The 19,198-nt window shown below is 69.7% G+C and carries 19 protein-coding genes; 11 read left to right on the top strand and 8 right to left on the bottom strand.

The features are described from left to right. Nucleotides 1–158 precede the first annotated feature (158 nt). Nucleotides 159–1,076: an NADP-dependent oxidoreductase gene (locus tag EAD98_RS17520; protein WP_121655125.1), complete on the top strand. Its 918-nt coding sequence runs from the start codon at nt 159–161 to the stop codon at nt 1,074–1,076. A 384-nt stretch (nt 1,077–1,460) separates the two neighbouring features. Here EAD98_RS17520 and EAD98_RS17515 read toward each other — a convergent pair whose 3' ends face one another. The 3 genes from EAD98_RS17515 to EAD98_RS17505 are packed head-to-tail and all read right to left on the bottom strand — an operon-like array spanning nt 1,461 to nt 3,060. Next, nucleotides 1,461–1,757: a DUF6510 family protein gene (locus EAD98_RS17515; RefSeq protein ID WP_233578532.1), complete on the bottom strand. Its 297-nt coding sequence runs from the start codon at nt 1,755–1,757 to the stop codon at nt 1,461–1,463. Further along, nucleotides 1,754–2,494, bottom strand: coding sequence for a ferredoxin reductase (locus tag EAD98_RS17510; RefSeq protein ID WP_121655123.1), 741 nt, complete (start codon nt 2,492–2,494; stop codon nt 1,754–1,756). The genes EAD98_RS17515 and EAD98_RS17510 overlap by 4 nt, the downstream gene beginning before the upstream one ends. After that, nucleotides 2,464–3,060 (bottom strand): sulfite oxidase-like oxidoreductase, encoded by a 597-nt coding sequence (locus EAD98_RS17505; RefSeq protein WP_121655199.1) that lies wholly within the window; start codon nt 3,058–3,060, stop codon nt 2,464–2,466. The genes EAD98_RS17510 and EAD98_RS17505 overlap by 31 nt, the downstream gene beginning before the upstream one ends. Nucleotides 3,061–3,484: 424 nt before the next feature. Here EAD98_RS17505 and EAD98_RS17500 point away from each other — a divergent pair, with 424 nt between their 5' ends. Then, nucleotides 3,485–3,814, top strand: coding sequence for a hypothetical protein (locus EAD98_RS17500; protein WP_233578533.1), 330 nt, complete (start codon nt 3,485–3,487; stop codon nt 3,812–3,814). An 11-nt stretch (nt 3,815–3,825) separates the two neighbouring features. On the opposite strand, the gene EAD98_RS17495 is transcribed toward EAD98_RS17500, so the two are convergent. Then, a complete protein-coding gene (locus EAD98_RS17495; protein ID WP_121655122.1) occupies nt 3,826–4,482 on the bottom strand; it encodes a TetR/AcrR family transcriptional regulator in 657 nt (218 codons plus the stop codon). A 457-nt stretch (nt 4,483–4,939) separates the two neighbouring features. Beyond that, nucleotides 4,940–6,145 (bottom strand): low temperature requirement protein A, encoded by a 1,206-nt coding sequence (locus tag EAD98_RS17490; RefSeq protein WP_121655121.1) that lies wholly within the window; start codon nt 6,143–6,145, stop codon nt 4,940–4,942. Between the two features lie 209 nt (nt 6,146–6,354). Here EAD98_RS17490 and EAD98_RS17485 point away from each other — a divergent pair, with 209 nt between their 5' ends. From EAD98_RS17485 to EAD98_RS17450, 8 genes are all read left to right on the top strand, one after another. Next, nucleotides 6,355–6,822 carry a YkgB family protein gene (locus EAD98_RS17485; RefSeq protein ID WP_121655120.1) on the top strand — a complete coding sequence of 156 codons (468 nt, stop codon included), beginning with the start codon at nt 6,355–6,357 and terminating at the stop codon, nt 6,820–6,822. 412 nt (nt 6,823–7,234) lie between these two features. Beyond that, nucleotides 7,235–7,834 (top strand): NAD(P)H:quinone oxidoreductase, encoded by a 600-nt coding sequence (gene wrbA / locus EAD98_RS17480; RefSeq protein WP_121655119.1) that lies wholly within the window; start codon nt 7,235–7,237, stop codon nt 7,832–7,834. Nucleotides 7,835–8,607: 773 nt separating this feature from the next. Continuing rightward, nucleotides 8,608–9,042, top strand: coding sequence for a glutaredoxin domain-containing protein (locus tag EAD98_RS17475; protein WP_199723447.1), 435 nt, complete (start codon nt 8,608–8,610; stop codon nt 9,040–9,042). Between the two features lie 97 nt (nt 9,043–9,139). Continuing rightward, nucleotides 9,140–9,325: a hypothetical protein gene (locus tag EAD98_RS17470; RefSeq protein WP_147457416.1), complete on the top strand. Its 186-nt coding sequence runs from the start codon at nt 9,140–9,142 to the stop codon at nt 9,323–9,325. A 119-nt stretch (nt 9,326–9,444) separates the two neighbouring features. Continuing rightward, the gene (locus EAD98_RS17465) at nt 9,445–10,299 is read left to right on the top strand and encodes an ABC transporter ATP-binding protein (protein WP_121655117.1); all 855 of its coding nucleotides are present in this window, start codon (nt 9,445–9,447) and stop codon (nt 10,297–10,299) included. Beyond that, nucleotides 10,296–11,120, top strand: a complete 825-nt coding sequence (locus tag EAD98_RS17460; protein WP_121655116.1) for an ABC transporter permease — start codon at nt 10,296–10,298, stop codon at nt 11,118–11,120. The genes EAD98_RS17465 and EAD98_RS17460 overlap by 4 nt, the downstream gene beginning before the upstream one ends. Next, nucleotides 11,078–12,301, top strand: a complete 1,224-nt coding sequence (locus EAD98_RS17455; protein WP_233583863.1) for a sensor histidine kinase — start codon at nt 11,078–11,080, stop codon at nt 12,299–12,301. The genes EAD98_RS17460 and EAD98_RS17455 overlap by 43 nt, the downstream gene beginning before the upstream one ends. Beyond that, nucleotides 12,298–12,921 (top strand): response regulator transcription factor, encoded by a 624-nt coding sequence (locus EAD98_RS17450; RefSeq protein ID WP_121655115.1) that lies wholly within the window; start codon nt 12,298–12,300, stop codon nt 12,919–12,921. Before EAD98_RS17455 ends, EAD98_RS17450 begins: the two co-directional genes overlap by 4 nt. Nucleotides 12,922–13,007: 86 nt before the next feature. Here EAD98_RS17450 and EAD98_RS17445 read toward each other — a convergent pair whose 3' ends face one another. Both EAD98_RS17445 and EAD98_RS17440 read right to left on the bottom strand, forming a co-directional pair. Then, nucleotides 13,008–13,352 carry a DUF1801 domain-containing protein gene (locus tag EAD98_RS17445; protein WP_121655114.1) on the bottom strand — a complete coding sequence of 115 codons (345 nt, stop codon included), beginning with the start codon at nt 13,350–13,352 and terminating at the stop codon, nt 13,008–13,010. 172 nt (nt 13,353–13,524) lie between these two features. Continuing rightward, complete coding sequence (locus tag EAD98_RS17440) at nt 13,525–16,011, bottom strand: M14 family metallopeptidase (protein ID WP_121655113.1); 2,487 nt, start codon at nt 16,009–16,011, stop codon at nt 13,525–13,527. A 266-nt stretch (nt 16,012–16,277) separates the two neighbouring features. Between EAD98_RS17440 and EAD98_RS17435 the strand changes: the two genes are divergently transcribed. Next, nucleotides 16,278–17,456: a MalY/PatB family protein gene (locus EAD98_RS17435; protein WP_121655112.1), complete on the top strand. Its 1,179-nt coding sequence runs from the start codon at nt 16,278–16,280 to the stop codon at nt 17,454–17,456. 99 nt (nt 17,457–17,555) lie between these two features. Here EAD98_RS17435 and EAD98_RS17430 read toward each other — a convergent pair whose 3' ends face one another. Continuing rightward, nucleotides 17,556–19,196, bottom strand: a complete 1,641-nt coding sequence (locus tag EAD98_RS17430; RefSeq protein WP_121655111.1) for a DUF4127 family protein — start codon at nt 19,194–19,196, stop codon at nt 17,556–17,558. Nucleotides 19,197–19,198: the final 2 nt, after the last annotated feature.

The following is a 19,198-nucleotide window of genomic DNA, read 5'->3' as shown; positions in this document are numbered from 1 at the left end:
GACGACTTCGCTGTCGCGCTCGTTCCTCGACACTCTCGCGCCACAACCGCTACCGATCAACGTGGTGAGACACCGAGGCCTGACGCCGCTGATGCTGGTGAAACGAAACGTGCACCTCGTGCCCGTGCAAACGAGGACTGGATACAGGGAGGCGCCGGATGAAGGCGATCGTAGTGACGGACGAGGCCGCGGGAATGGCCGGGATGACGCTAATGGAGCGGCCCGAGCCGGACGCGGCGCTGAACGACGTCGTTGTTCAGGTCCATGCGTCGGGATTCGTCCCGACTGAGTTGGCGTGGCCCTCGACCTGGACCGATCGCCTCGGCCGTGACCGGACGCCGTCGATCCCCGGGCACGAGCTGGCCGGGGTGGTTACCGCTCTCGGCTATGGCACCACGGGTCTGTCGGTGGGGCAGCGGGTGTTCGGCCTCACGGACTGGACCCGCGACGGCACCCTGGCGGAGTATGTGGCCGTCGAGGCGCGTAACCTCGCGCCGCTTCCCGGCGACGTCGACTTCACGGTGGGCGCGAGCCTGCCGATCTCGGGCCTGACCGCGTGGCAGGGACTGTTCGAGCACGGCCGCCTTCGGGCGGGTCAGAGCGTCCTCGTGCACGGCGCGGCCGGCGCAGTCGGTTCGATGGTGACGCAGCTCGCACGCGAGTTCGGCGCCTACGTCATCGGCACCGGGCGCGCTGCCGACCGCCAGACGGCGCTCGACTTCGGCGCGCAGGAGTTCGTTGACCTCGAGAATGATGTCCTCGAAGACGTCGGCGGAGTCGAGCTGGTGTTCGATGTCATCGGCGGCGACATCGGGAAGCGGTCCACAGGCCTGATTCGAGCCGGAGGAACGCTGGTATCCGTCGTCGGCCCGCCGGAGGCGCGGCCCGCCGACGGCCTGGCGGTCGACTTCGTCGTCGAGCCCGACCGCGCTCAACTGGGTGAGGTCGTCCGACGGGTGCGGGACGGACGACTGCGGACGAACATCGGCAGGGTCGCGACCCTCGACGACGCCGTCGCCGCTTTCAATTCGACCGAGCGGATCACCGGGAAGACGGTCATCCGCGTTCGTTCGTAAGGACGCGGGGGCAGCCCTCCTTGTGGATCAGCGTCAACCCGGGGTCGAATCATGGTCGGCCGCGATTGACCCTCGGAACGTAACGCCGGTTGGGCTGCGGACGTGCCTGTACGCGTCCGCAGCCCCCGCCCGCCGGAGACCACCAGCACTCCTTGCCCCGCCCCGGCCAACTGGCGCTGCTCCAGCGTGACGTCGACGAGATTGCCGGGCACAGCGGTACTCGTCGCCGGCGCCCACCTAGAATCTCGCGTCTGGTCAGCGATTTGGGAGTGCCCAGTCAGGTCGGATGAAGCGGCAGGACTATCCCGCCCCGGACTGTTGGGTGACCGACGTCCGAGACGTGGGCATGTCCGGATGCGTCAGGATTGAGCGGATTCTCAGCGCTCAGGCAGTCGGCACCGGCAGGCTGAGGACGAGCGACCCACGCAGGTCGACCAGGACACGACCGGCCGTGCGCACCACGCGCATAACGACGTCCTCGCAGCCGGGACACCGGGCGACGAGGCCGGGCGCTCGGTCGAACACGCGCATCGCGGCCAGCGGACGGGTCGTCCGGCACCCGGCGCAGGTGAGCTCGGCAACGGTGAGGTCGGTCCCCATGATCTCGCCGAGCGGCCCGGCGAGGGCGTTGCCGTCCACCCAGGGTGCGTCGTCGGCTCCGACGTTGGTCGGCATGCTCATCCTCCGGTGGGTCCGAAACGTTCAGTGCGGATGTTCGCGGGATCGTGGCCGATGTCGACGAGGAGGTCGGCAACGGTCTCGACGAAGCCGGTGGGTCCGCAGACGAACGCCACAGCGTCGGCATCGCGGGGCCAGGCGACGCGGGCGAGGGCGTCCGCGTCCAGTCGTCGGGGTGGAGCCGGCCAACCAGGAGGCGCGACCCTGGTATAGACGTGTGTGACGGCGATGCGCCCATCGCCTGCGGTTTGTGCAGCGGCAAGATCCGCCGTGAACAGCGCATCGGAAGGGGATCGCGTCGAGTAGAGCAGCCTGGTGGGATTCGTCGCCGCGCGCACCATCGACATCAGCGGCGCCACGCCGGACCCGCCGCCGATCAGCAACGCCGGGCGCGGATCGGCGGGTCGGCGTACGAACCAGCCGCCGAGCGGCCCACGGATCTCGAGCTGGTCACCCGGTTCTGCAACGTCGACGAGGTACGGCGAGACCTCACCGTCGGGCACCGCCTGGACGGTCACCCCGAGGCGGTCGGGCCCCGGGGCGGACGAGATCGAGTAGCTGCGGTACGCCGTGTAGCCGTCGGGAGCCGTCAACCGGACGTCGACGTGCTGGCCCGGCACGTGACCTGTCCAGCCGTCGACGTCGAGGACCAGGGTCCGCGCCGTCGCAGTCTCCGCGCGGGTGGCGGCGACGGTCGCCGGCTGCCAGGTCAGTCTGACAGGTATCGCTGCTCGCGCCATGGGTCCCCGTAGTTGTGATAGCCGGCCGTCTCCCAGAACCCAGGCTCGTCGTCGAGGCGCAGTTCCAGAGCGCGCAGCCACTTCGCGCTCTTCCAGAAGTACAGGTGAGGAACGAGGAGACGCGCTGGCCCGCCGTGCACCGGAACCAGCGGCTCACCGTCGAACTCGTACGCCACCCAGGCCTGGCCGTCGAGAAGGTCCTCGAGCGGCAGGTTCGTGGTGTAGCCGCCGTAGGAGTGGGCGACGACGTACTCGGCCGTCGTCTCGACGTCGGCCAGCAGCGTGTCCACCGAGACGCCTCGCCAGCGCGTGCCGAACTTCGACCAGTGCGTCACGCAATGGATGTCCACGGTCGGTTCCTCGGCAGGAAGGGCGGTGAACTCCGCCCATGACCACGTGCTCCGCTCGCCGGTCTCGGTGACGACGGCGAGCTCCCACCGGTCGAGGCCGATGCGCGGTGTCGGTCCCGCCGACAGCACCGGAAAGTCGTCCGTGCGGTACTGGCCGGGCGGGAGGTCCGTGTCGTCGCGTCTGCGGCCCCCGAAACCGCGTGTGATCAATGCCATGCGTCCCTCCCCATGTGGCCAGGCGGCCGCGATCCCGCTGCTGCCCGTGCTTCCGCTCGGCCGGTGATCCACCCCGCCCATGACGTCATCGTTTGCGAGTGCCCCGGTAATGAGATTTCACCCGTTGGGACCGTAGTCGCCCGCAGTCCGGAGTATATTTACTGGACCACCACGTCCAGAATAGGCTGGCGTGGCGTCAGCCGGCAAATCCCTCCGCTGGCCGCCAGTGGGTGGGGTCAACAGCGGGGACTGGCGGTCGTGGCGGGTGCGTACCCCATCTGGCGGATACCTCCGCAGCGCGAGTATAAAGGGACTATGCAGTCCATGCGGCGCGGCTAGAGACTGTTCCGAGTTGGTCGTCGACATGTTGCAGCCGGTGCGAGATGGCCGCGGGCCAGGTCTTGTCCGATGTCAGGAGAGTTTGATGAACCCTGTTCCCTCCGGTGGGGACGTTGTCGATGGCCAGCCGGTCGATGCGGCGGACATGATCGCCGCCCTGACCGCTGCACAGTTTGTGTTCCAAGACGGCGCCACTCAATCGTTCACGGCAGAGGGTCGAACGACCTACGTCGACAGGGGCACACCGTCGGCTGGCGAGTGGTCTGTTACGGGTGACGGGACCTTCGCTTCGTTCTGGCCGCCAACGTACCGGGCGACGTACACGGTTCGGTGGATCGTCGAGGACGGCGTGCGAGTGGGCGTCAGCTTCACGGATGCCCGGAGCCGAGTCCGCTACGACGGCCGATACCGATGAACAGGGTTCAACTAACGGGTCGGCTCGCCGGACGGCTCCGAGAGGAACGATTTGATGTGGTCCAGCGCCATGTCCAGAGCAACTTCCATGGGTTCGACGTTGTGCGCGGCGTTCGCCAGCAGGTAGCCGCCTTGCAAGGCTGCCATCAACCCCGTGGCCAACTTCTCCGGGTCGGCGTCCTGGCGCAGTGCGCCGCTGTCCCGCATCCGGTGCAGACCATCACTGATCAGCTTTCCCCATGCCGCAAACGTCTCCGACAGCATCGATCGAGCCTGCTCATCTTGATCAGACAGCTCGACAGCCATCGACCCGAGGCCGCACCCGTACTTGCCGTTGTTCAGTGAGTTGGCCTGGACCAGCGCGTTACGCCACCGGACCAGCCCTGAGAACGATCTCAGTCGTTCGAGCCCTGCGCGCTCACGCTGAAGCACAAGCGCGCCTCGATATTTGACCAACTCGCGCACGAGCTCCTGCTTGTCCGCGAAGTGGTGGTAAAGCTGCGACTTGCTCGTCTGGCTTGCCTCGCGGACGTCGTCAAGGGTCGTCGCGTTCACCCCGCGCACGAACATCAGCCGGTTCGCCGCCTCGAGGATCCGTTCTCGGGTCGCGATGCCCCGTTGGCTGATCCTCCGCTGCTTCGTCGGCGCAGCCACCTGCTCGTCGCCCATCGGTCAAGTGTATCCATCGGCGCGCGCTAAATAATCTACGAAGGATGGGACCTTGGAGTCCATTCAGCGTGATGTCGCATTGACGTGATGGTGAAGGACGAGCGGATGCGCTGCCAGCTTGGTTGGACGGGTGCTATGTCCGCGGGATCATCAATAGGGCGGATCTTTACCCGGACCATACGGTCCTCATTGTGGCAAGTTGCTGCTGAGAGTTGCTCGGCGCTGCGTCGCGGGCGGTGCGCCGGAGGACAGCGCATGTCAACGCTCGTTGACATACGTCGGTACGTCACGCGCACCACCGCGGCTGACCTGGCTGCGGCCAGGAAACAACAAGGGGGGAATCAACGGAGCAAACAAGTGAACGCGAGGAAGTCCTCGCGTCCAGCGAGGTGTTCAGCGGCAGCGGGGAACTTGACCAGATTGCCGGTATTCGGGTTCGCCAGGCCTGGATACGTGGTCATTTCGCCGCGGCAGTTGGTTGCCAAGTGATCCGTTCGTAGCAGACCAGGGCGATCAGGATGATGGCGACTAGAGCGAGGGCGGCGAGGGCGGGAAGGTGTCGGGCGACCGGCAGCAGCGCGAGAATGATGCCGGCCGCGAGGATCGGGGCGGGTGGGGTGTGCCGGACGGTGAGTCGAAGAAACAGGGCCCGACCAACGAGGTAGAGGGCCGGGCCGCCGAGCAGAGCTGCGGTCGAAGTCCAGTCCAGCGAGGTCCCAGCGGGCCGCCGGGGCGGGTGGTGGGTCATGTGGGCGAGCACCACCTCGATGCCGACGGCCAGGTAGATGATCCCGGCGATGAGCACGAAGTGAGTCAAGCTGTAGGCGATGCTGCCGGTCCGAGTCCGGTCCGCAACGGGGATCCGCGCCAGGGCTTGACCGGCGGGTGCGGCGGCGTTTTCGAAGTACAGCCACCACAGAGTCAGCGCCGTGGTCAGGGCGAGCAGCGCAGCGATCAGGACCGGCCAACGAATGACCGCCGATCCGGCGCCGACGCCCACCGCGATCAGCGACTCGCCCAGAGCAATGATCACTATCAGGCCGTGCCGCTCGGCGAAATGGCCGGGGCTTGGCAACGGAGCGCGTCCGGCAGACACCGCGATGAACAGGCCGCCGACGCAGTCGATGAGGAACGCCGCGGTCCACAACAGCGTCTGCGTGGCGCCGCCGAACACCGCGCCGAGAAGCAGAGCAGGAAAGCCCAGCGAGACCGGGATGAGCCGCAAGCGCAGCGAAGCGCGTAGCCGCGCGTTACCGGCCGAAATGTGCCAGACGAGGGCCAGATACACCGCCCGGATGACGATGTAGACGAGGGCCAGGGTCATGGGCGCGGCCAGTGACTGGCTGTCGTGCCGCCACGCCTGGGGGAGGACCAGGGCGGCCACGAACATCGCGGCCATGACAGCGGTGTTTCCGGCGCGGACCAGGCCCACGTCGGCGCGGACCTGGTTGGCCAACCAGGCGTAGTTGGTGAACGGCCACCACAGCAGCAGCAGGAGCACAAGGCTGTGCGCCAGCCTGAGTGGCGTCGGCGCCTGTGCCGTGAACGTTGCCACCTGGATGAATGCGAACACGAACACCAGGTCGAAGAACACCTCGAACGGCGTGGTCCGATGGGCTTCCTCGGTCGGCACCGGCGGCCTGGCCTGGAAGATGCGTTTCATGGGCCTATCTTGTTTCGCCCAACGACCGGCAGATCCGGACTCAACACTTAAACCCGGCAGCCGCCGCCGGGCATCACGGATGACTTCGGCGCGGATGACCTGTCGAAACGTCGATGCTCGCCGGTGAAGCCCTTCGGTGTGTGTGGCGGACCCCAGCGGGTAATGGTCCCCGGCACGCCGACCGTCGACACAGCGACTAGGAGCGAGCGATGGGCACACGATATGCCTTGGCCGATGACCTCGCTTCCGTGGGGTTCTCGGTCCTGCGCTCCGCACTGGCGACGAACATCTTGTGGATCGGTGCGCTCAAATTCAAGCAGTACGAGGTCGAGAACGATGAGCCCCTGGTCACCTCGAGTCCGCTGTTCTCGCGGTTCCGGACGAAGCTGGGCGCACGAAAGCTCAACCGACTCATCGGTGTCACGGAGATCACCGTGGGCTCTCTGATCGCCGCGAAGCCCTTTGCGCCCAGAGCGTCGGCGATCGGCAGCTTCGGGGCGGCGGGGATGTTCCTCACCACGCTCAGTTTCCTGGCCACGGCACCCGGAACTCGGCAGGAAGGGCAGGGGAAGTTCAGCCTTTCTCAGCTGGGGCAATTCCTGTTGAAGGACACGGTGCTCCTCGGTGCCGCTCTCTTGACAGCTGCCGAGTCGCTGCGCGTCGCCGGCCACCGGTAACGCCTGAGTTTCCCTCGCTTTGATGGAGCGTGGGCATCTGCCTGCGCTCGCTGACCCAGAACTAGCTGCACCGTACGAGTAGCTGACGAAAAAGCTCCGCGGTGACCGGCTGCTTCGAGCTGGCCCGGCCTTCTTCAGGTGGGACGAATCGCGCCACAGGCGTTGCTTAGGCCTGCTCTGGCTGGGAACAGGGACGAACAACCCAGGTGAGCATCGTCGGACACGACGAAATCCGGCCCTGCAGCGGCCACCAAGCGGGCTCAGGCCCGTGGGGCGCGTCCGTGTCCGAGCCCGGTTCGCTGTCGCGACGCCCAGTCGGGCCCGGTGGCGACGGCGCCGCTGGCGTTGCTACAGTCAGTTTGTTGCCGAATCAAATTTCTCAGCGGCAACTACCTTGGAAAGGACCCCTCCGATGACCAAGCTCTCCGTCATCTACTACTCCTCGACCGGCACGGTCCACGCCATGGCCAGGCGGCTCGCCGAGGCTGGCGAGAAGGCCGGCGCCGAGGTGCGGCTGCGCCAGGTTCCGGAGCTTGCACCCGAGGAGGCCATCGCCTCCAACGCCGCCTGGAGCCAGCACTTCGACGCCACGAAGAGCGAGGCAAAGGCGACCGCCGACGACGTCGTCTGGGCCGACGCCGTGCTGTTCGGCACCCCCACCCGCTACGGCAACGTCTCCAGCCAGCTGAAGCAGTTCATCGACACCCTAGGCCCGCAGTGGGGCCAGGGGCTGCTGGCCGACAAGGTGTACGCCGGCTTCACCGCATCCATGACCGCCCACGGCGGCCAGGAGTCGACGCTCCTGGCGCTCTACAACACGATCCACCACTTCGGCGGCCTGGTCGTCGCCCCCGGCTACACCGACCCGTTGAAGTTCGGCGACGGCAACCCGTACGGCGTCTCGCACGTCACCGGCGGCGGCAACGACGCTCCGCTGGGCGACGCCCAGCTCAACGCCCTCGACCACATGGCCCAGCGGGTCGTCAAGATCGCCAGCAAGCTCAGCGCCTGACAAACCCGCAGGCGCCGGTCGTCTCCGAGCGGCCGTAGAACGATCAGAGGGCAGCGGTTCGAGCCCGCAGCAGGCCAAGGGCCGGTCTCCCCGCACGGGAGACCGGCCCTGGTCCGCCGCTTGAGGGACCGCTCGACGTCGTCCCGGACGCACGCTGTCGCCGGGTAGCTGCCGTGCCCCGAGCCTTCGCGGACTGGTGGTCGGTGAACGCCGGGGCGACGCGTCGACGGTCGGGCGGAAACGGTTGGGGGAGTGCTCAGCCCTGGCCGCCCGAGTTGTCAGCCCCGGTCCTGGAAACCGAGTCCCCCACTGCGTGCAACACGGTAATTTTCCGCTATGGGCATCACCGGCGGCATAGCATGCGTCTTTCTGGTTGCCGTCATCGTGGCGGGCATCGCGTTCTGGGCGGTGCGGTACGGGTTGGGCCCGAAGAAGCCACCGCCACCATCGGACGTTCTGGAGCCACCGCAGCATCCGCGCGACGGTCGCTGACGCGGCGACCGGCGAAACTGGCCAACTCCGGTCGACCGTCCCGCGAGCACGGCCGCAGGCACCATGATCTCGCTGGCCAGCGAGATCATGGCCGGAGCAGGCGCTGTGACGTCCGAGGACCGGGCGTGAGTCCCTTCCCGCGGCCCACGGCCGTGCGCGGCGCCCGCGGCCGTGGCCTGAGCGCCGACTCAGGCTCTGGTCGGATTGACGGGGCACGTTCTGAGTCGTGGATGGGCGAGCGAAGACGGCCCATCCGGGTATCTGGCGGTAGGGTCCTCGACGTGCTGCGGCGGTGGACCCTGACGATCCTGATGGCGACGTGCGGCGTGCTGGTCCTGGTGGCGCAACTGGCCGCCGGCTTGCCCGTCGTCGGCGGCGTCGAGTTGCTGATCTTCTTGGCGCTGGCACTGCTGCTGTCGCCGCGGGCCTTTCCCCGCTCAATGGACGCCGCCGAAGCGCAGCGGGCCAGCGCCGCGGACGGCAGGCCGATCGTGTACTGGCGCCCCGGCTGTCGCTACTGCCTTCAGCTCCGGTTCTCCCTCGGCCGGCTCGCCCGGCGGGCGCACTGGGTGGACATCTGGCGCGACCCGGCGGGTGCCGCCGCTGTCCGGGCGGTGGCCGACGGCAACGAGACCGTGCCCACCGTCGTGCTCGGCGGTCGGGCTGTCGTGAACCCTGACCGGGCCTGGTTCCGCGAGCAGCTTCGCTCGTCCTGAGCACGCCTGGCGGGGTTGTCGGCTGCCCCATGGCGTGGCGGTAGCCGTCAGCGCGTACGACGTTCGGCATCTCGGTGAGCCGTACCGGATTGGTCTCGTGAAGTTCGATGTCGGCGATGCGCCGGTGCCCGCGCTCGGCGAGGTGGGCGACGATCAGGCCGGCGCCTACGAAATTGTCGTCTGCGACGGTGTCGTGGACGGCCGAGTGTCCGCATCGCCCGCGGCGCGGCAGCGCCGCAGGCCGCCGACCCTGACGTTCGGCACGGGCCGGCCCAGGACGTGACGGCTGCGAGTCCCCGGCCGCGGTGACCCTGGCGAGCACTCTGTCCGTCGACCGGTGGACACCCGCCCTCGACCGACCGGTCGTCCCGCGACCGGGCTCGGCGGGCGGAGCATCAGGACATGACGGAATCCCCCGCGGTCCGGGTACGCGGACTGCACAAGCGGTACGGCCGGCGCGCCGCGCTGGCCGGGATCGACCTGGACATCGCGTACGGCGAGGTGGTCGCCCTGCTCGGCCCCAATGGCGCGGGCAAGACCAGCACCGTGGAGATCCTGGAGGGACACCGGAGCCGCGACGGCGGCGAGGTGACCGTGCTCGGGGTGGACCCGGCGCGGGTCGGCCGGTTCGGTCGGGCCGCCCGGGACTGGCGGTCCGGCATCGGCATCGTGCTCCAGGAGGCCGCTGACCTCGGCGAGTTGACCGTGGGCGAGACGGTCCGGCACTTCGCCCGCTACTACCCCGCGCCCCGCGACCCGGCCGAGGTGATTGAGGTGGTCGGACTGACCGACCGGACCCGGACCCGGGTCCGCAAGCTCTCCGGCGGCCAGCGGCGCCGGCTGGACGTGGCCGTCGGTCTGGTCGGCGACCCGCGCCTGGTGTTCCTCGACGAGCCGACCACCGGCTTCGACCCGGCCGCCCGGCGGGCGTTCTGGGAGCTGATCCGGGCCCTGGCCGGAGGCGGCACCACGATCCTGCTCACCACGCACTACCTGGACGAGGCCGAAACCCTCGCCGACCGGGTGGTGGTGCTGGCCGGCGGCCGGGTGGTCGCCGACGACCCGCCGACAGCCCTCGCCGAGCGGGCCGGCCACCAGGTCACGGTGCGGTGGTCCGGCGGCGAGCGCCGGACCGACGACCCGGCGACGGTGATCGCCGAGCTGACCCGGCGGTTCGGCGGCCCGATCCCCGGGCTCACCGTGACCAGACCCAGCCTGGAAGACGTCTACCTCGACCTGATCGGACACCGGCCATGACGATGACCAGCGGCACCAACCACCCGTCCGCGGTGACGCTCGGCCTGCACCGCGGCGTCGTCGAGCTGAAGGCGTTCTTCCGCGAGTGGGATGCGGTGGCCTTCACGTTCGCCCTGCCGGTGGTCACCCTGGCACTGCTCGGCTCGCTCATCTCCGGGGTCTACCCGGGCAGCGACGTCACCTCCGCCCAGTACCTGGTGCCCAGCATGATCGCGGCGGGGATAGCGGCCGTCACCTTCGTCAACCTCGGCGCCGGTATCGCCAGCGACCGGGAGGACGGCACCCTCAAGCGGCTCCGTGGCGCACCGATGCCACCGATCGCGTACTTCCTGGGCAAGACGGTGCAGACGATGGTCGTGGTCGCGGCCGAGATCGTGCTGCTGCTCGCCGTCGGGGTGGCCCTGTTCGACCTGCGGCTGCCCACCGACCCGGGGCGCTGGCTCACCTTCGGTTGGGTGCTCCTGCTCGGCGTCACCGCCTGCTCGCTGCTCGGCATCGCGGTGAGCAGCGTGATCCGCTCGGCCCGCAGCGCGGGCGCGGTGACCCAACTGCCGTACCTGGTGCTGGCCTTCGTCTCGGGCATCTTCTTCACCCCGGTCAGCGCCCTGCCGCAGCCGCTGCTGGTGCTGGGTTCGGTCTTCCCGCTGAAATGGATGGCCCAGGGCTTCCGCTCGGCGCTGCTGCCCGACACGATTCTCGGTGCGGAGGTCGTACGCGACTGGGAGCACGGGCGGACCGCGCTCATCCTCGCGGCCTGGTGCATCGGAGGTCTGCTGCTGTGTCTGACCACCTTCCGCTGGCGCGGCCGACGGGACCGGTGAGCACGGGCGATCCGCCGCCCTCGGCGGCGTGGGTCGCCCGGTTCCCGCTCTGGGATGCCTACTTCGCGGTGCTGACCGTCGCCATCGGGGTCGCCGTGGCGACCAGCGCCCCACCCGTGCCGTACCGCGTCGGGTCCGTCGCGCTGCTGGCCACGATCAGCATCTGGTACGCCGTCTTCGGCCGGGCGCTCATGCGGTACGGGGTCGGGGGCTCGCAGCCGTACCTCTATCTAAGCGTCGCCCTCGCGCTCTACGTGGCGGCGGTGGCGCTGGCGTCGTCCGCGTCGTTCGCCCTGTTCGTGCTCCTGCCGCAGGCGTTCATGCTGCTGCCGACGGCGTCCGCGGTCGGCGCGGTGGTGGTATTCACCGCCGTCCAGGTGGTGCTGGACTGGCTGCGCTCCGGCGGCGGCCCGGACGCCCGGGAGACGCTGCTGGCGGCCGTGATGATCGCCGTCGTGGTGTCGGTGACCGGAAGCTGGGTGCAGCACCTGTTCGTCGACGCCGACCGGCGGGCCGCGCTGGTCGACGAGCTGGCCGCCTCCCGTGACGAGGTGGCCCGACTGTCCCGGCAGGCCGGCGTCGACGCCGAGCGGCAACGGCTGGCCGGCGAGATCCACGACACGATCGCCCAGGGACTGTCCAGTGTGGTCATGCTGATTCAGGCGGCCGACGCGGAGTTGGACCGCGACACCGGGCAGGCCCGCCGCCACCTGGCCCTCGCCGTGACCACCGCCCGGGCCAACCTGGCCGAGGCGCGGGCACTCGTCGCCGCGCTGACCCCGGCGGAGCTGGCCGGGTCACCACTGGTCGAGGCGGTGCGGCGGGTGGCGGACCGGTTCACGGCCGAGACCGGCGTGCCGGTCACCCTGGCCACACCCGGAACGCAGCGTCCGCTGCCCACCCCGGTCGAGGTGGTCCTGCTACGGGTCACCCAGGAGGCGTTGGCCAACGCGCGCAAGCACGCCGCCGCCGGCCGGGTCGAGGTGCGCCTCGAAGGGCGGGACGGCGTCGTCGTGCTGGAGGTCCGCGACGACGGCTGCGGCTTCACCATCCCGCCGGCCGGCGACGGGTACGGTCTGGCCAGCATGCGGAACCGGGTCGAGCAGGTCGCCGGCACGCTGCGGGTGTCGTCCAGCCCCGGGGCCGGCACCACGGTACGGGCGGAGGTGCCGATCGGATGATCTCGGTGCTGCTGGTGGACGACCATCCGGTGGTGCGGGCCGGGGTGCGCGGCATGCTCGCCGGCGAACCGGACATCGAGGTGGTCGGCGAGTCCGCCTCGGCCGTCGAGGCGGTCACCGCCGTCCGGGCGGTGCGCCCCGACGTCGTGCTCATGGACCTCCGGATGCCCGGGGTGGACGGCGCGGCGGCGACCGCCGAGGTGCTGGCCGTGGCGCCCGGCACGCGGGTGGTCGTGCTCACCACGTACGAGACGGACGGGGACATCCTGCGCGCGGTCGAGGCCGGAGCGGCGGGGTACCTGCTCAAGGACGTGTCCCGGGCCGAGCTGGTGGACGCGGTCCGCGGCGCCGCCCGCGGCGAGACCGTGCTGGCGCCGTCGGTGGCCGGCCGGGTGCTCCGTCAACTCCGCAACCCCCGGCCGGCCACCCTGTCACCGCGTGAGGTCGACGTGCTGCGGCTGGTCGCGCAGGGTCTGTCCAATGGTGAGATCGGGCTGCGGCTGCACATCACCGAGGCCACCGTGAAGACGCACCTGCTGCGCGCGTTCGCGAAGCTCGGCGTCACCGACCGGACCGCGGCGGTGACGACCGCGATGGCCGCGGGCCTGCTGCCGTCCTGACTCAGCGGTCACCCGCGGCCAGCCGGTCCGGCGACCGTCGCATCACTGCTGTGGTCGCCGGAGACGTCAGCCCGCGGCGGCAGTGCCTACAGGGCGTCCGTGGTCTCTTTCAGGATGCGGGCAAGTGCGTCGTAGTCGACGCTCTGCCCATCCTTGATGTCGACGGCTTTGCGTTCACCGTTGCCCAGAGCCCGAAGGAACCCCTTGACCTCCGGAATGTCCGTTGCGTTGAACACCATGAACGAGACCTTGTCCTTGGCCACCGCGATGACGGCCGCGTAGTGCCCGTTCTTGAGGTAGTGCGGCTTGCCGTACTGGAGCCGCTCCTCGACATCCGGAATGGTCTGGCGGACCATCGCACGTAGTTTCTCGCACACATCGATCTGCCACGGCTGCGCCTTGTTGACGTACCGGGTGACCTCGTCACTCATCGTCTTCCCCCTCATCGTCGTCGTCAAGAATGACGGCCCCGGTCGAGACCGACGCGACGCGCCGTGCATAGGCCGGTACAGGCTCTCCGAGGAGAGCCTGTACCGGGGATCAATCTAATCCAGTTGGGTGCGCAAAACTGGCCCGGCGATCCCACCCGGACCGGACGGGCGCCTACCTCTGGCGAATGGTGATCGTCGCCTTGCGGTAGTTGTTGCGCTTGTCGCTCTTCGTCGGGTCGTAGTTCTGTTCGATGTTTCCGGCCGCGTCGACGGAGAACCAGTGGAACGTCGTCGTCTCGGTCACGTGGAACACCTCGCCCGGCTCCCGGAACTCGGTCGCCTCGTAGCGCGGCGACTGGAGCGTGGGCCGGCTGCCGTCCGTCGTGTAGTAGATCGTGGCCGGCTCGTTGGTCTCGAAGCGCACGTCGACGGGCTTGGAGTACTTCCCGCCGCCGGGAACGAGCGTGGAGCGCGGGTCCTTCTTGTCCTTGCCCCAGTCCGCCGCGACCCGGAACATCTCCATGATTCCGTTGGCGTACTCCATCGTCTCGGCGTGTCCGCTGACGAGGTTGGGATCGCCCTCCCACACCGGCTGGAACGAGCCGCCCTGCCAGTTGCCGGTGGCCGGGTTGTAGACCGAGCCGCCGACCTCCCAGCCGAAGGCGTAGATCCCATAGGTGTGGTACAGGTCCTCGCGCACGTTGCCGGCGGAGGAGTAGAGGACGTCCGACGAGCCGCCGACGTTCTCCGGCGTCACGACGGTCTCCCGGTGCGCCTTGACCTGCGACAGGATCCTGCCCGCCGACTGCCAGTAGAACGCCTCGTCGCCCAGCGGCGGGCGCGGCGTGGTGATCCGCCCGTCCGCGATGTAGGCGCCGGGCTGCCAGAACAGCTGGCCGCCGTTGGAGTGCACCGACATCATGAACTTGATGTTCTTGTACTTCTCGACCAGCCAGATGATGTTCGCCGCCTCAGGTTCGGACAGCTTCTCCGGTCCCTGGTAGGTGTCGCTGACGCAGCTGGTCGACGCACCCGCGTAGCCGTCGTGACCCGACCCGACCCGGTAGTTCCGGTTCAGGTCGACGCCCCAGGAGTTGCGGCGGGCCGGATCGGCGTTCTCGTCCGGGCAGTGGTTCGTCATGTTCCGGCGCTGCGAGGCGAAGTTGTAGAAGCTGTAGTTCGCCCCGTCCGGGTTGTTGGACAGAATGAAGAAGACGTCGGTGCTCTCGACGATCTTCTTCGTCTCCCTGTCGGACTTGTAGTTGTGCACCAGACGCTCGGCCGACTCCAGCGACGTCGTCGCGGGCACCCACTCGCGGGCGTGGTCCTGCGCCTGGATCAGGACGCCGGGGTTCCGGCCGTCGCGGTGCTTACCGATCCGCAGGACGGGGATCGTGACCGGGCCACGCGGCACCTCGCCCTCCGGAGCGCCGACGCGCTTCTGGTCGAGGAAGTCGGTCAGCGCGACCGGGCCGGACGTCGGAGCGACGATGCCGGTGCCCGCGTTGGTCCGGTACGGGTGCGACCGGTCGATGAGGCCCTGGGACTGGGTCTCCAGCGCCGCCGCCACCTCGGTAGCCGTACTCGCGACCGCGGCGGAGGCGTCCTTCGCGAGGAGGACGCGCACGGCCTTGCCCGCCACCTCGACGCTGAGCGGGAGGTCCGCCCCCGGCCGGTCCACGAACTCGACGGTGATGTCGTTGCCGCCCTCGTGGCCCCACGCCGCCGAGCTGACGACGACCGCGGACTGCCCGGTGCCACCGATGGTGGCCTGCGCCTTGCGCTGGTAGCCGTTCGTCTGGTTCGGCAGGTAGACGATCTCGGCGATGTCCGGGTACTGCCGGGCGATCTCCTTGGCGCGGCTGTAGAGCTGCTGGGGGTTGCGGTAGCCGTCGACGAAGTCCGACTTGTAGCCCCGGTTCTCCGTCAGCGGCGGCGGAGCGTCCTCGAGCCAGTCCGAGACGTCGCCGGTGGTGACGCCGCCGGTCGAGCTGGTGACCCGGATCTGGTTCGGGCGCGCGTCGAGCTTGAACAGGTTCCGGTGGAACATGTACTGCCCGGAGTCGACGAACCGGCTCATCGTGCGGGCGAAGCCGAACGGGGTGCGGCGGCCCGAGTCGTTCTCGAGCTGCATCGTGACGATCGGGTCGGCCTGCTGCCCTTCGGTGGTGCGCGCCTCGACGTAGAGGAAACCCTGGCCCTTGGTGGTGAACCAGTCAGCGCGGACGACCCGTACCGTCTCCTCGTGGCTGAGCGGCTGGGCAGCTTGCGTACGGAGAGCCTGGATGCCGCCGTCGGCCTCCTCGCTCCAGGCGAAGCCCTCGTTGTCGCCGAGGATCTTGACGCCCATCCCCTTCAGCTCGGCAGCCTGTTCGGCGGTCAGCACCGCCTCGCCCTCGATGCCGCTGGGCACGCGCCGGAGGCCGTGTTCGAGGTCGAATCCGGCGGCGACCACCTTGTCCAGCATGTCGGCGCCGGTCAGCTGGATGCGTACGGGGCGCACCAACTCCTGGTCCTCGAGGTGGGAACGCCCCGAGCCCGCCGTCGCTGCGGAATCCGCGGGATCCGCGCCTGCGGGCGCGGGCGCGGGCACGGTGAGGACGCTCGCCACCAGGGCGGGCAGCGCGAGAAGCGCGATGCGCAGTCGTCTGCGGTGCATGCTTCCCTCCTTCTGTTTGCGGCCTGTGGTTGATGCCGTGGCCGACCCACGAACGGACGGGACCGGTCCAGGTAGGACGGCCGTGCTGAGCTCACCCACGGCGAGCCTGGATACGACGACGGTCACCGTCGTAAGAGGAGCGTGCGGGCTGTGGGCGACCTGAGTGCGGTGAGTGTATGCACGTTCTTCGCATCGACGGGTCGCGTGAGCCGGATCTTGAGCATTGCTTGAGTTGGCCGTTCGAGGCGGCGGAATAGGCTTCAGCCATGAGTGGCGTGCAGAGCGGTGTCCGGAACGCGGTGAATCCCCTTCGTCAGCTCACGATCGACCAGCTTCGGCAACGGACGAGCCTCAAGTGGCGGGAGTACCCGGACGACGTGCTGCCGCTCTGGGTGGCGGAGATGGACGTGCCGCTGGCCGAGCCGGTCGCGCGGGCGATCACCGACGCCGTCGCGCGTGGCGACACCGGCTACACCGCCGGCACGGCGTACGCGGGGGCGCTGGCGGAGTTCGCCCGGCGGCGGTGGGGGTGGGACGGCCTGGCCGTGGAGCGCAGCGCACTGACGCCCGACGTGATGCACGGCGTCGTCGAGGCGCTGCGCCTGGTCACCGAGCCGGGGGACGCGGTGGTCGTCAACTGCCCGGTCTACCCGCCGTTCTACGAGTTCGTGGCGCACGCCGGCCGCCGGATCGTGGAGGCGCCGCTCGGCGAGGATCTGCGGATCGACCTCGGCACACTGAAGGACGCGTTCCGGCAGGCTCGGGCCGGTGGGCGGCCAGCGGCGTACCTGCTGTGCAACCCGCACAACCCGACCGGCGTCACCCACACCGCGGACGAGTTGGCCGCCGTCGCCGGCCTGGCCGAGCGGCACGGGGTGCGGGTGGTCGCCGACGAGATCCACGCTCCGGTGGTGGCGGCGGGGGAGCGTTTCGTGCCGTACCTCTCGGTGCCCGGCGCGGAGAACGGCCTGTCGCTGATGTCCGCCTCCAAGGGGTGGAACCTGGCCGGCCTGCGCGCTGCGCTGCTCGTCGCCGGCCCGGCCGCGGCCGGCGATCTGGCCCGCGTTCCGTACGAGGTCAGCGTCAGCACCAGCCACCTCGGCGTGATCGCCCACACCGCCGCCTTCGGCGACGGCGGCGAGTGGCTCGACGCCTTGTTGACCGGCCTGGACGACAACCGTCGGCTCCTCGCCGGGCTGCTCACCGAGCACCTGCCGGCGATCCGTCACCGCCCCGGTCAGGCCACCTATCTCGCCTGGCTCGACTGTCGTGCCCTGGGCCTGGGCGACGACCCCGCCACCGTGTTCCTCGAGCGTGGCCGGGTGGCCCTCAACTCCGGATCGGCCTTCGGCACCGGCGGCGACGGGCACGTGCGGCTGAATCTGGCCACCGCACCGGAGCTGATCACCGAGGCGGTACGCCGGATGGCCACCGCCGTCGCCTGACGATCCCGTCACGCGTACGCGAGCAGGATTGCGGCGGCGGGCGAACGCGTCCCCTGATCGTGTTCGCCCGCCGCCGGCCCGGGTGCTCGTCGGCCCCGGTCAGGCCAGGCGCAGCCGAGGCTCCAGGATCACCTCGAAGAGCCGGTCCCACGGCAGCTCGACCCGCGCCGACTCGAAGCGGGCCAGGGTCGCCGTGAACGTCTTCGCGCCCCGGTGACCCAGCACGATGCGGTGCCCCGCGAAGTGGTCGGCGAAGTACCGCTCGGTCAGCGGCACCAGCCGTTCGCGCACCCAGCCGTCGAAGTAGCTCTTCTGCTCGGGGGTGAGCGCGAGCGGGTCCCAGCCCTGCGCCCGGGCGTGCGCGTACGCCTCGACCTGCACGACGTTCTTCCACGGGTCGTCCTTGACGAGCCGGTAGAGCAGGTACTCGGCGTGCGCCTGCCCGGGCCCGCGCAGGTCCGGCACGCCGAACCCGCTGCCGGAGGAGCGGAGGTACGCCCACCGGGCGGTGCCGTGGCCGAGCGCCAGGCCGAGGGCGTTGCCGCCGGTGTTCCACCCCGAATACGACAGCAGCGCCGCGAGATCCAGGCGGCTCTCCATCCGCGCGACCAGGTCGTGGTCCGCCTTGTTCACGATGAGCGGGTCCACCACGATGACCGGGGTGCCGGCAGTCAGCAGCGTCCCGATCCGTCCGACGAAGGCGTCCAGGTCGGCGGCCCGCTGCCCGGGCGCCGAGGAGGGGGTGTTCACGGCGAGCACGATGTCCGCGTCGCCGCTGACGACCCGGCCCCCCACGGCGGTGACGTGCCGGCGGATGTTCTCCGCGAACGGGATGCCCTCCAGTTGGGCGGTCCAGTCCTCGCCGGAGACGCCCGCGTACTCCACGCGGTAGGTGGGCTTCGTGGGGGCTGCGATCACGCGCGCGACCAGCAACGCGTCGACCTCGTCGGCGCCGGGGAAGATCTCCACTCGATCGCCGACGCCGAGTTCCGCGACGAGCGCCTCCAACTCCACGCGCTCGGCTCGGGCCAGGCCGACCGGCGCGGTGTCGTCCTCGGAGAGCACGAGGTGGCTGATGGTGCCGTCGGCGACCCACTCGACCATCAGCCGGTTGACCTGGTGGTTGCGGGCCCGCGCGGCGAGATAGTCCTCCACGACCTGGTCGGGGATCCGCGCCCGGACGGCGTCGAGTTGGGCCCGCAGCTCCTCCTGCCCGAGGTTCACCACCTGGTCGTAGAGCTTCGCCCAGGTGACCAGCAGGTCGCGGTACTCGTCCAACTCGGTGCCCGTGCTGGTGATGGCGAGACGCTGGATGGTGTCGTGCACCTCGATCACCGCCCCCGGCCGGACCGAGCGCAGGTTGCGGATCGCGGCCAGGTTCTCCAGGGCGGCCGCCAGGGTCGGGGCGGCGGTGCGGGAGGCGATCAGGCCGCCGTAGGCGAGCATGCTCACCGAGATCACGTACCCGTCGACGCCCTCGGTGGTGCCGAGCCAGCGGGCGATGGCGGCCCCGTCGCCGGGGGTGAAGAAGCGGCCGAGCAGGTCCCGTGGCGGCAGCCGCACCTGGGCGCCGGCGCTCGCGGCGGTCATCTGCGGGGCGTAGGTGTTGACCGGCCGGTCGTCCAACGGGACCAGCGCCATGGTCAGCTGCCGACCGGCGGGCTTGGCGAACGCGGGTCGGCCGACGGCCACGGTGCTCAGCCCGGCCACGCCGGTGGCCAGGAGGGTACGCCTTCTCATCC

This window comes from Micromonospora sp. CV4 (assembly GCF_003667455.1).
Classification (GTDB): Bacteria; Actinomycetota; Actinomycetes; order Mycobacteriales; family Micromonosporaceae; genus Micromonospora.
Note: the sequence above shows the minus strand (reverse complement) of the source record. Positions and strands in the feature narration are given on the sequence as shown.

Coding starts and splice junctions, on each gene's coding strand:
- EAD98_RS17520 (WP_121655125.1), top strand. CDS start 159: ATGAAGGCGATCGTAGTGACGGACGAGGCCGCGGGAATGGCCGGGATG.
- EAD98_RS17515 (WP_233578532.1), bottom strand. CDS start 1,757: ATGAGCATGCCGACCAACGTCGGAGCCGACGACGCACCCTGGGTGGAC.
- EAD98_RS17510 (WP_121655123.1), bottom strand. CDS start 2,494: ATGGCGCGAGCAGCGATACCTGTCAGACTGACCTGGCAGCCGGCGACC.
- EAD98_RS17505 (WP_121655199.1), bottom strand. CDS start 3,060: ATGGCATTGATCACACGCGGTTTCGGGGGCCGCAGACGCGACGACACG.
- EAD98_RS17500 (WP_233578533.1), top strand. CDS start 3,485: ATGAACCCTGTTCCCTCCGGTGGGGACGTTGTCGATGGCCAGCCGGTC.
- EAD98_RS17495 (WP_121655122.1), bottom strand. CDS start 4,482: ATGGGCGACGAGCAGGTGGCTGCGCCGACGAAGCAGCGGAGGATCAGC.
- EAD98_RS17490 (WP_121655121.1), bottom strand. CDS start 6,145: ATGAAACGCATCTTCCAGGCCAGGCCGCCGGTGCCGACCGAGGAAGCC.
- EAD98_RS17485 (WP_121655120.1), top strand. CDS start 6,355: ATGGGCACACGATATGCCTTGGCCGATGACCTCGCTTCCGTGGGGTTC.
- wrbA (WP_121655119.1), top strand. CDS start 7,235: ATGACCAAGCTCTCCGTCATCTACTACTCCTCGACCGGCACGGTCCAC.
- EAD98_RS17465 (WP_121655117.1), top strand. CDS start 9,445: ATGACGGAATCCCCCGCGGTCCGGGTACGCGGACTGCACAAGCGGTAC.
- EAD98_RS17460 (WP_121655116.1), top strand. CDS start 10,296: ATGACGATGACCAGCGGCACCAACCACCCGTCCGCGGTGACGCTCGGC.
- EAD98_RS17450 (WP_121655115.1), top strand. CDS start 12,298: ATGATCTCGGTGCTGCTGGTGGACGACCATCCGGTGGTGCGGGCCGGG.
- EAD98_RS17445 (WP_121655114.1), bottom strand. CDS start 13,352: ATGAGTGACGAGGTCACCCGGTACGTCAACAAGGCGCAGCCGTGGCAG.
- EAD98_RS17440 (WP_121655113.1), bottom strand. CDS start 16,011: ATGCACCGCAGACGACTGCGCATCGCGCTTCTCGCGCTGCCCGCCCTG.
- EAD98_RS17435 (WP_121655112.1), top strand. CDS start 16,278: ATGAGTGGCGTGCAGAGCGGTGTCCGGAACGCGGTGAATCCCCTTCGT.
- EAD98_RS17430 (WP_121655111.1), bottom strand. CDS start 19,196: ATGAGAAGGCGTACCCTCCTGGCCACCGGCGTGGCCGGGCTGAGCACC.